Origin of the sequence: Xanthomonas axonopodis (assembly GCF_001304695.1) — a bacterium.
GTDB classification, from domain to species: domain Bacteria; phylum Pseudomonadota; class Gammaproteobacteria; order Xanthomonadales; family Xanthomonadaceae; genus Xanthomonas; species Xanthomonas axonopodis.
This window is the reverse complement of sequence record NZ_JFAQ01000229.1, coordinates 1-10235: the sequence shown is the minus strand read 5'-3', so window position 1 is coordinate 10235 and position 10235 is coordinate 1. Positions and strand designations below refer to the sequence as shown.

Below are 10235 nucleotides of genomic sequence, written 5' to 3'. Positions count from 1 at the left end.
TTGATCAGCGTTGCCCTAAAGAACATGAGCAAGGCAAGCATGGAAAGCGTGTCGACGTTTAATCCTGAGCTCCCTTACAACGATCTCCCGCTGCTTCCACCAGCGGGAGATATCGAAACACGGAGCCTTCTCAAGGCTTGCATCGGTGCACGAACTGCATTGGCCGAGCTGAAGCAGGCAACAGCACTGATGCCAAATCCTACGGTGCTGATCAATGCCATTCCGATCCTAGAGGCGCAGGCCAGTTCTGAGATCGAGAACATCGTGACGACGACGGACGAATTGTTCCGCTACGCCGAAGATCAGGACAAGGCAAAAAAGCCTGCCACCAAGGAAGCATTGCGTTACCGCAGTGCGCTCTACGAGGGATTTCAGTCGCTACGGCAGCGGCCTTTGTGCACGGACACCGCTGTTGTCGTCTGCAGCCGTATCAAAGCGGTGCAAATGCAGATCCGTCGCGTGCCCGGGACTGCTCTGGCAAACGACCAAACCCAGCAGATCATCTACACCCCGCCGTTTGGCGAAACGCTGCTGCGCGACAAACTGGCCAACTGGGAACGCTTCATCCATGAAAACACCGACGTCGATCCATTGATTCGTATGGCTGTCGCGCACTATCAATTTGAAGCGATCCACCCGTTCACCGATGGCAATGGTCGCACGGGACGGGTGTTGAACCTGCTGATGCTGATCGAACAAAGGCTGCTCGACCTGCCTGTGCTCTATCTTTCCCGCTACATCATCCGCCATCGCAACGACTACTACCGCCTGCTATTGGATGTCACCCGGCATGGGCACTGGGCCGAATGGATCCACTACATGCTGAGCGCTGTTGCCGAGACGGCGGTCTGGACAACGGCCAAGATCCAGGCGATCCGCGAATTGGAGGCGCAGGCGCGCGACTATGTACGAGAGCATGCGTCCAAAGCCTACAGTCGCGAACTTGTTGAAGTGATCTTCAATCAGCCGTATTGCCGTATTCAAAATGTTATGGACGCAGTGAGCGTGACGCGCCAGACGGCTGCACGGCATCTCAAAGAGCTGGCAGATATCGGTGTGGTGCAGGAGCAGCGCCTGGGAAAAGAAAAGCTGTTCCTGCACCCGGCGTTTCTTCGCTTGCTGTCCAACGACGACAACCAGTTACCCGCTTACCGCGTGCCTACGCGGACTGTGGAACAGAATACATGACCAAAAAATACGACCATCTCGATCGCCAAACCTTGATAGGCCTATTGCAGCGGCGCGATGCCGAGCGCCAGCTGGGGTTGGTATGGGAGCGCGACGAGATCGAGGCCGACCAGGCACTCAATGACGATTTTGTCGCGTTTTCATTGGATGCTGATCTAAGCCATGGCGAAGCGCCATGGGACAACTTGATCATCGAAGGTGACAACTACGATGCATTGCGTGCGCTGCGCATGACGCATAAAGGCGCGATCCGCTGCATTTATATCGACCCTCCGTACAATACCGGTAATAAGGACTTCGTCTACAACGACCGTTTCGTCGACAAGACTCACCGTTTCCGTCACTCGCTGTGGCTGGAATTCATGTATCGGCGCCTGCAACTTGCTAAAGAGTTGTTGGCCGACGACGGGGTTATCGTTGTCAGTATTGATGACAATGAGGTGTTCCGGCTTGGGATGCTGATGGATCGGGTGTTTGGCGAGGATAACTTTGTTGCCAATGTTATCTGGCAAAAAGTTTATTCGCCTAAAAATACTGCGCAACACTTTTCTGATGACCATGAGTATCTTGTGGTTTATGCTAATAATCGCAGTCTTTGGCGGCCAATGCCGTTGCCGCGTAGCGCTGAGCAAGATCGCGCTTACAAAAATCCAGACAACGATCCTCGGGGCCCATGGAAGCCTAGTGATCTCTCGGCGCGAAATTTTTATGGCGCAGGAACCTATTCCATTACTTGTCCATCTGGTAGATATATTGAAGCCCCTCCGTCAGGAATGTACTGGCGAGTATCAGAAAAGAAGTTCAAGGAGCTTGATGGCGACAATCGAGTTTGGTGGGGAAAGGATGGCAACAATATCCCTGCAATAAAAAGATTTATTTCAGAAGTAAAGCAAGGTGTCGTGCCCCAAACGCTTTGGACATACGCAGAGGTTGGGCATACGCAGGATGCAAAAAAACAGCTTCTTGAAGTGTTGCAATTCGCTTCTTCAGGAGATGTCTTTTCTACACCGAAACCGGTGCAGCTGATGGAGCGGATACTACGCATCGCCAGCAAGCCGGGTGACACCGTCCTTGATTTTTTTGCAGGCTCGGGAACGTTTGCTCAGGCTGTTGCCACACTAAATGCTGAAGATGGCGGAAACCGTAAGTTCATTCTAGTTAGTAGTACCGAAGCAACCGAAGATACGCCTGACAAGAACCTCTGCCGCGATGTTTGCGCCGAGCGCGTGCGTCGCGTATTGGGTGGCTACACCAATACGAAAGGCCAACCAGTTGAGGGTCTGAGTGGCGGCTTTGCCTACTTGCGTGCCCGGCGTATCCCGAAGCATCGCTTGGCGCTCAAGTTAGACCACGCAGAGGTTTGGCACGCGCTCCAGTTATTGCATAGAAAACCGTTGTCTCACTGGCCTAGCGGCGGTTTTGCCAGCGATGACGAATTAGCCTATTTGGCGGATTTCCAGGCTGCACATATAGAGCAGTTACGTGAGTGGCTGCGGACCCGCACAGCGGCAGTCGCTGTCGTCTATACATGGTCGACGGAACGGCTTAACGGATTGCTTGGAGAAACAGCGGCCGACTTGTCTTTGCTGCCTTTACCGCACCACTTGCGCGAACGCTTCGGACGTTGATATGCCCATGCCATTGAAAGAGTTTCAGAACGTTATTTGCGACGGCATCGTCGCCCAGTTTGGTGAGGTGCGCGCGCTGTATCGACAGATCGCCGCCGCCACACCGGAACGCATCGATGAGGCACGCCGTAAAGACGCTGTCATCGTTCTGCAAGCGCCGACTGGCGCTGGCAAGACGCGTATGGCGATCGAGGTGATGCGCCGCGTGTCGGCCGAGGAACGAGTGTTGTGGTTCTGGTTCGCGCCCTTCACCGGGCTGGTCGAGCAATCGCGCAAAGTCCTGACTCATCAAGCGCCAGAGTTGGCGCTGCTGGACCTGGATGCGGATCGGCAATTGGATGCCGTGCATGGCGGCGGCGTGTTCGTTGTCACCTGGGCGTCGTTGGCGGCACGCAAGGCCGAGACTCGACGCGCGCGCCAGCGCAGCGATGCCGGCATGTCGATCGATGACGTGATCGCAATGGCGCGCGAGCAAGGCTTGCGCATCGGCTGTGTGGTGGACGAGGCGCATCACGGATTCCAGCGAGATACCCAAGCCCGGGCGTTCTTCTGCGATGTGCTGAAGCCCGATTACGCCCTGCTGATGACTGCCACGCCACGCGACGCCGATATGAAGGCCTTCGAGCGTGCGACCGGTTATTTCGTCGGGGAGCCGGCGGACTGGGCCTCCGTTAGCCGTGCCGACGCTGTGGATGCCGGCCTACTCAAGCGCGGCGTGCGGATGGTGCGGTTCATCGCCCGCGATGGGGATACCGCGCAGTTGGTAGATTTCGAGCATCTCGCACTGCGCGAGTGCGCACAAATGCATCGCACCATTCGCAAGACCTTGGCAGATGCGGATATTGCACTGACGCCATTGATGCTGGTGCAGGTGCCGGATGGCAAGGTTGCGCAGGAGGCAGCACGGACGTATCTGGTGGAGCAGCTGGGATTCGATGCGACCGCAGTGCGTGTACATACTGCCGCCGAACCTGACCCGGATCTCCTGTCGTTGGCGCAGGATCCCACGGTGGAAGTGCTGATCTTCAAGATGGCCGTAGCGCTAGGGTTCGATGCGCCGCGTGCATTCACCCTGGCAGCATTACGTGGTGCGCGCGACTCGGGTTTCGGGGTGCAAGTGATCGGCCGCATTATGCGCCGCCACACCCTGCTACAGGCGCAGACGGGTGTGCTGCCCGTTCTGGATCACGGATATGTGTTTCTGGCCAACTCCGAGTCGCAAGAAGGTTTGCTGCTAGCCGGTGCCCAGATCAACACGCTCACCACACAGGCACCTGAACTCGGGACGCAGACGGTTGTCACCATGATTGGTGATGGTGCCTCACTACAGGTGGCGCGTAGCGGAGAGCCTCTGAGCTTGCTGGTATCGCGCGCAGGGGTACACGTGTTGGACGCCGAAGCCGAGAGAGATACTGTCTCCTCGGCCGGCACTACGAGTGAGGTGGCTGATGCGCTGGTGGGGACCCCGTTCGCTGGGATGGCGAACGCAACCCAAGCCGCGCTGGAAATGTTTGGAGGCGAGGGTGCCTGGCCTGCGCGGGCCACCAGTGCCGCTGGTGCATTTGTGTTGGCTCAGGAGAGCATGTATCGATATCCGCGTCGTTCCGACGCCCCGGATCGCCTGCGTGGAGAACAGCTGCCGCCCGTGTCAGCTGATTTCGAGGCAGGCTTGGCCGCGCACGTCGATTTCTCACCGGAAGTGCTGGCCGATCGCCTGCGCGCCAGGGTGCAAGTCCAGCGCTTGGACACAGATCTTTTTGCTGGTCATCGGGTTGCAGAAGATGGAAGCGACCTTTGGGCCAATCTTTCGCCGCAAGCTGTCGCCGAAAAAGCCGAACAAATCCGATTGCGGTTGGTAGAGGCGAACGATCGCGAGCTCTACCTCAGGCTATTGGAACGTTTCGTTCGCGCGATCGAAGCGTCAGGCGCGGAAGTGCCTGAAGACGAAGAGTTGCAAATGCGCCAGTTGGACCTCTTGCTGGTGAGGCGCCCTCGGCTTCTGCGAGATGCATTCAAAAGCCTGCGTCAGGGCCAAGTGATCGATGTCGATGTGCTACTGCCGGCCGAGTTACTCAGCGATCAACCGCTGCGCTCCGTCAATCGCGGGCTTTATGGCGTCTTTCCATCTGGCTTGAACCAGGATGAGCTAGCCATTGCGGAGCGTCTGGATGCCAGTACTCAAGTGCGGTGGTGGCATCGCAATCAACCCAAATCAGGCATCGGTCTCTATCGCTGGGATGAGGGGGACGGCTTCTACCCTGATTTTGTGGTGTCTGTCGCAGAACGTTCCGCTCCAGGTATCGCACTGCTGGAGTTGAAGGGCGACCACCTGTGGGGAAAGCCCAGTGAGGTTGACAAGAGTGCGGCGACTCACCGCGAGTATGGCGCCGTTTTCATGGTGGGCCGTAAGCGCGGCGAGCGTGATTTCTTCTATCTACGTGAGTTGGGTGGGCGCCTGCAAAGCGCAGGGTCCTTTGATCTGGATAGGATGCGTTTTGCATGAATTATCCCGGCTATCCCTTCACCCCCAAGCGCCTTGAGGTGCGACCCGGCGTTGCGATGTCGTATCTGGACGAAGGCCCGCGCGATGGCGAGGTGGTCGTGATGCTGCACGGCAATCCGTCGTGGAGCTATTTGTGGCGGCATCTGGTGAGCGGCCTGTCCGATCGCTACCGCTGCATCGTGCCCGATCACATCGGCATGGGTTTGTCCGACAAGCCGGACAATGCGCCCGATGCGCAGCCGCGTTATGACTACACGCTGCAATCGCGCGTGGACGATCTGGACATCTTGTTGCGGCATCTGGGCATCACCGGGCCGGTCACGCTGGCAGTGCACGATTGGGGCGGCATGATCGGTTTCGGCTGGGCGTTGTCGCATCACGCGCAGGTCAAGCGGCTGGTCATCACCAACACGGCCGCGTTCCCGCTGCCGCCGGAAAAGCCGATGCCATGGCAGATTGCGATGGGCCGGCACTGGCGGCTGGGCGAGTGGTTCATCCGCACGTTCAATGCGTTTTCGTCCGGAGCTTCGTGGCTAGGCGTGTCGCGGCGGATGCCGGCAGAGGTACGTCGTGCGTATGTGGCGCCATACAACAACTGGCGCAATCGCATCTCCACCATCCGCTTCATGCAGGATATTCCGCTGTCGCCGGCTGACAAGGGCTGGTCGTTGCTGGAGCGCTCTGCGCAGGCGCTGCCTGCGTTCGCCGATCGCCCGGCCTTCATTGCCTGGGGCCTGCGCGACATTTGTTTCGACAAGCATTTCCTGGCCGGCTTTCGCAAGGCATTGCCACAGGCCGAAGTCACCGCATTCGACGATGCCAACCACTATGTGCTGGAAGACAAGCATGAGGTGTTGGTGCCGGCGATTCGCGCGTTTCTGGAGCGCAATCCGCTGTAACGCATCCACCGCAACTGCGTGCGGGGACGCGCCAGTTCACTGCACGCATTGACTGGAATGACTGCATCGAAATTCGATGCAGCGCACCGGTCATTTCGGTCATCTGCCTGCCGACGCTGTTGCCAGCACTAACGCCTGCTGTGCGACGCCGTTACACCGGCGGCAGCGGGTTGCGTTGCGCGTCGTCCACGCCGACCCAATCGGCATCGGTCAGTGCGTGCAGGCCATGCGCCAAACGCGATTTATCGCATTGCGCACTGCGCTGCCCGAATTCCAGCGAGGCCGGCACGGCCGCGCAGGACGAAGGGCGGCGGTCGTGGATGCTGCAGCGGCTGTAACGGCCAATGTCCGCGTCCAGCGCGATGCAGCGCGGCTGCGATTGCGAGGTGCCGCGCATCACCCGCTCATGCGTGCGTAGCGCCTCGGTCAGCTCGATCGGCACCCTGCCGCCCAATGCAGGATCGGCTTCGCTCCAATGGAAACTGACGCGGAAATAGGCGCAGCAGGCGCCGCAGGTAAGGCAGGGGTGTGCCATGGGATGCCGGGCCTGGCGCGGCGAAATCGCGTGGTAACCGCGGCATTTTGACCGAACCGCGTCGCGATACAAGTAGCGTGCTGCGGTGGGCGGTTAGCGATTCAGATGCGCTCTGCCACGCCTGGGTACGCACGCCCCGCCGGTGACGTCGCGTCGTGGCATGCGCTGCGAACCGTCGCAGCGGTTTGCTCGGCCACTGCCGCGCATCGATGCGTCACGGAGCCGCGCGATGATGAGCCGCGCGGTGGCTCCAGACCGCCTGCAGCCTGCAGGCGGCCGGCGTCATTGACGCATGAGTGATAATGCGCAGATGACCACCCTCTGCAATATCGCGGCCACCCTTCCGCAACTGGCGCGCGAGCGCCCGGACCACATCGCCATCCGCTGCCCGGGCGGTCGCGGCGCCAACGGGTTTGCCGCCTACGATGTGACCTTGAGCTATGCCGAGCTGGATGCGCGCAGCGATGCGATTGCCGCCGGCCTGGCACGCCACGGCATCGGGCGCGCCGCGCGTGCGGTGGTGATGGTGCGGCCGTCGCCGGAATTCTTCCTGCTGATGTTTGCCTTGTTCAAGGCGGGCGCGGTGCCGGTGCTGGTGGACCCCGGTATCGACAAACGTGCGCTCAAGCAGTGTCTGGACGAAGCGCAGCCGCAGGCATTTATCGGCATTGCGCTGGCGCAGCTGGCGCGTCGCCTGTTGCGCTGGGCGCGCTCGGCAAAGCAGATCGTCACCGTCGGCGGACCTTACGGCTGGGGCGGAGTCACGCTGGCGTGTGTAGAGCGCGATGGCGCCGGCGCAGGCAGCCAACTGGCCGACACCGCGCCCGACGATGTGGCGGCGATCCTGTTCACCAGTGGCTCGACCGGTGTGCCCAAGGGTGTGGTGTATCGCCACCGGCATTTCGTCGGCCAGATCGAATTGCTGCGCAATGCGTTCAACATGCAGCCCGGCGGGGTGGATTTACCGACCTTCCCGCCGTTTGCCTTGTTCGACCCGGCGCTGGGGCTGACCTCGGTGATTGCGGACATGGACCCGACGCGCCCGGGCAGCGCCGACCCGCGCAAGTTGCATGATGCGATCGCGCGCTTCGGCGTGACCCAGTTGTTCGGTTCGCCTGCCTTGATGCGCGTGCTGGCCGAGTATGGTCAGCCGCTTCCCAACGTGCGCCTGGCCACTTCGGCCGGTGCGCCGGTGCCGCCGGATGTGGTGGCGAAGATCCGCGCGCTGTTGCCGGCCGATGCGCAGTTCTGGACCCCGTACGGCGCCACCGAGTGCCTGCCGGTGGCCGCGATCGAGGGGCGCGCCCTGGAAGCGACGCGCAGCGCCACCGAAGCCGGTGGCGGCACCTGCGTGGGCCATGTGGTGCCGCCTAACCAGGTGCGCATCATCGCCATCGACGATGCGGCCATTGCCGACTGGAGCGGCGTGCGCGAGCTGGCGACGGGCGAGGTTGGCGAGATCACCGTTGCCGGCCCCACCGCCACCGACACCTATTTCAACCGCGATGCGGCCACGCGCATCGCCAAGATCCGCGAACGCTGCAGCGATGGCAGCGAGCGCATCGTGCACCGCATGGGCGATGTGGGGTATTTCGATGCCGAGGGACGCTTGTGGTTTTGTGGGCGCAAGACCCAGCGCGTGGAAACCACGCAAGGCCCGATGTATACCGAGCAGGTGGAGCAAATCTTCAATGCGTTACCGGGGATGGGGCGTAGCGCGCTGGTGGGCCTGGGCGAGATGGGCCAGCAGCGTCCGGTGCTGTGCTATGAACCGGACGCCTACGCCTGGATGTCCTGCCCGATGGAGCAGGAGGACTTCATGCAGCAGCTGCGCAGTACCGCTGCAGCGCATCCGCTCACCGCCGGCATCGCCGATTTCCTGTGCCATCCGGGCTTTCCGGTGGATATCCGCCATAACGCCAAGATCGGCCGCGAAACGCTGGCGGTGTGGGCAGCGCAGCAGCTGCAGAAGAGCGGCTGACCACAGGGAGCGCGCAGTGGTCAGGCAGGCGTGGATGGCAGACTCACAACGGTAGTGGACCAGTGGTACATGCCGATTAAAAAAGCCGTACTCGCCGCTTGACGTAAGCGCAGGCGTTGTGGGTCGCTCCTGTTCGTCGACGGCAGACTGCACGGCCGCGCGTCGACGAGCAGATCGCCAAGTCGGGTGTGGCCGGCTATGGTGTCGTCCCTCACAGGCGAGGTGTGGTGCGATGAAGGTATTGGTGACCGGTGGTGGCGGCTTTCTTGGCCAGGCGTTGTGCCGCGGCTTGCGCGCACGTGGGCACGAGGTGGTGAGCTTCCAGCGCGGCGGTTACCCGGTGTTGCAACGTCTGGGCGTGGGCCAGATCCGCGGCGACCTGGCCGACCCGCGAGCGGTGCAGCATGCCTTCGCCGGGATCGATGCGGTGTTCCACAATGCCGCCAAGGCCGGCGCATGGGGCAGCTACGAGAGCTATCACCAGGCCAATGTGGTGGGCACGCAGAACGTGATCGAGGCCTGTCGCGCCAATGGCGTGCCACGGCTGATCTATACCTCCACGCCCAGCGTCACCCATCGCGCCACCAACCCGGTGGAAGGACTCGGTGCCGATGAAGTGCCGTATGGCGACAATCTGCGCGCCGCCTACGCGGCGACCAAGGCCATTGCCGAGCGTGCAGTGCTGGCGGCCAACGACACCCAGTTGGCGACAGTGGCGTTGCGCCCGCGCCTGATCTGGGGGCCGGGCGACAATCACTTGTTGCCGCGCCTGGCAGCACGCGCGCGCGCCGGGCGGCTGCGCATGGTCGGTGATGGCAGCAATCTGGTCGACAGCACATATATCGACAACGCCGCGCAGGCGCATTTCGATGCGTTCGAGCACCTTGCCGTGGGCGCTGCCTGCGCAGGCAAGGCGTACTTCATTTCCAATGGCGAACCGTTGCCGATGCGCGAGTTGCTCAATCGTTTGCTGGCTGCGGTGGATGCGCCGGCAGTCAAGCGCTCGCTATCGTTCAAGACCGCCTACCGTATCGGTGCCGTGTGCGAAACGCTATGGCCACTGTTGCGTCTGCCAGCCGAAGTGCCGCTGACCCGTTTTCTGGTGGAACAGCTGTGTACCCCGCATTGGTACAGCATGGAGCCGGCACGTCGCGACTTCGGCTATGTACCGCGCATCAGCATCGAAGAAGGCCTGCAACGGCTGCGATCCTCATCTTCCAACAACATCGCCATCACCCGATAAAGACCGGTATATCCACAAGATACGTCTGCGCCGATTCGGCACGACAACTTTTGGATACCTTGCCATGCTGCATTACGCCATCATCTTTTTCGTCATCGCCATCATCGCTGCTGTGCTGGGCTTTAGCGGTATCGCCGGTGCGGCGACCAACATCGCCTGGATCCTGTTCGTGGTGTTCCTGATCCTGGCAGTGATCTCGATGTTCCGTCGCGGCAAGGTATAACGCTTAGAGCGGCCAACAAAACCCTTGAATTCTGT

The 10235-nt window shown here is 60.8% G+C and carries 8 protein-coding genes and 1 other RNA gene; 7 read left to right on the top strand and 2 right to left on the bottom strand.

The window, feature by feature from the left end; genetic code table 11:
- The first annotated feature begins 24 nt into the window (after positions 1-24).
- The 4 genes from fic to XAXN_RS18025 are packed head-to-tail and all read left to right on the top strand — an operon-like array spanning position 25 to position 6218.
- Positions 25-1188, top strand: coding sequence for a protein adenylyltransferase Fic (gene fic / locus XAXN_RS18045; protein ID WP_054320559.1), 1164 nt, complete (start codon positions 25-27; stop codon positions 1186-1188).
- Positions 1185-2816, top strand: a complete 1632-nt coding sequence (locus XAXN_RS22040) for a site-specific DNA-methyltransferase (RefSeq protein ID WP_134980676.1) — start codon at positions 1185-1187, stop codon at positions 2814-2816. The genes fic and XAXN_RS22040 overlap by 4 nt, the downstream gene beginning before the upstream one ends.
- A 7-nt stretch (positions 2817-2823) precedes the next feature.
- The gene (locus tag XAXN_RS18030) at positions 2824-5319 is read left to right on the top strand and encodes a DEAD/DEAH box helicase (protein WP_174515594.1); all 2496 of its coding nucleotides are present in this window, start codon (positions 2824-2826) and stop codon (positions 5317-5319) included.
- Positions 5316-6218, top strand: a complete 903-nt coding sequence (locus XAXN_RS18025; RefSeq protein ID WP_054320555.1) for an alpha/beta fold hydrolase — start codon at positions 5316-5318, stop codon at positions 6216-6218. Before XAXN_RS18030 ends, XAXN_RS18025 begins: the two co-directional genes overlap by 4 nt.
- Positions 6219-6369: 151 nt before the next feature.
- Here the strand turns inward: XAXN_RS18025 and XAXN_RS18020 are convergent, their stop codons facing one another.
- Positions 6370-6753: a YkgJ family cysteine cluster protein gene (locus tag XAXN_RS18020; protein ID WP_005928616.1), complete on the bottom strand. Its 384-nt coding sequence runs from the start codon at positions 6751-6753 to the stop codon at positions 6370-6372.
- A gap of 310 nt (positions 6754-7063) precedes the next feature.
- On the opposite strand from XAXN_RS18020, the gene oleC reads away from it, so the two are divergent.
- Positions 7064-8734 carry an olefin beta-lactone synthetase gene (oleC, locus tag XAXN_RS18015; protein ID WP_054320560.1) on the top strand — a complete coding sequence of 557 codons (1671 nt, stop codon included), beginning with the start codon at positions 7064-7066 and terminating at the stop codon, positions 8732-8734.
- Here the strand turns inward: oleC and XAXN_RS22035 are convergent.
- Positions 8729-8805: non-coding RNA, sX9 sRNA (locus XAXN_RS22035), on the bottom strand. The genes oleC and XAXN_RS22035 overlap by 6 nt on opposite strands.
- 161 nt (positions 8806-8966) lie before the next feature.
- On the opposite strand from XAXN_RS22035, the gene oleD reads away from it, so the two are divergent.
- Both oleD and XAXN_RS18005 read left to right on the top strand, forming a co-directional pair.
- Positions 8967-9977, top strand: coding sequence for a 2-alkyl-3-oxoalkanoate reductase (oleD, locus tag XAXN_RS18010; protein WP_054320554.1), 1011 nt, complete (start codon positions 8967-8969; stop codon positions 9975-9977).
- Positions 9978-10041: 64 nt separating this feature from the next.
- On the top strand, positions 10042-10200 hold the full coding sequence (locus tag XAXN_RS18005) for a DUF1328 domain-containing protein (RefSeq protein ID WP_003468167.1): 159 nt from the start codon (positions 10042-10044) through the stop codon (positions 10198-10200).
- Positions 10201-10235: the final 35 nt, after the last annotated feature.

What these genes read in the sequence shown, in the direction of transcription:
- oleC (WP_054320560.1), top strand. Translation starts at nt 7,064, where the DNA reads ATGACCACCCTCTGCAATATCGCGGCCACCCTTCCGCAACTGGCGCGC.
- XAXN_RS18005 (WP_003468167.1), top strand. Translation starts at nt 10,042, where the DNA reads ATGCTGCATTACGCCATCATCTTTTTCGTCATCGCCATCATCGCTGCT.
- oleD (WP_054320554.1), top strand. Translation starts at nt 8,967, where the DNA reads ATGAAGGTATTGGTGACCGGTGGTGGCGGCTTTCTTGGCCAGGCGTTG.
- fic (WP_054320559.1), top strand. Translation starts at nt 25, where the DNA reads ATGAGCAAGGCAAGCATGGAAAGCGTGTCGACGTTTAATCCTGAGCTC.
- XAXN_RS22040 (WP_134980676.1), top strand. Translation starts at nt 1,185, where the DNA reads ATGACCAAAAAATACGACCATCTCGATCGCCAAACCTTGATAGGCCTA.
- XAXN_RS18020 (WP_005928616.1), bottom strand. Translation starts at nt 6,753, where the DNA reads ATGGCACACCCCTGCCTTACCTGCGGCGCCTGCTGCGCCTATTTCCGC.
- XAXN_RS18025 (WP_054320555.1), top strand. Translation starts at nt 5,316, where the DNA reads ATGAATTATCCCGGCTATCCCTTCACCCCCAAGCGCCTTGAGGTGCGA.
- XAXN_RS18030 (WP_174515594.1), top strand. Translation starts at nt 2,824, where the DNA reads ATGCCATTGAAAGAGTTTCAGAACGTTATTTGCGACGGCATCGTCGCC.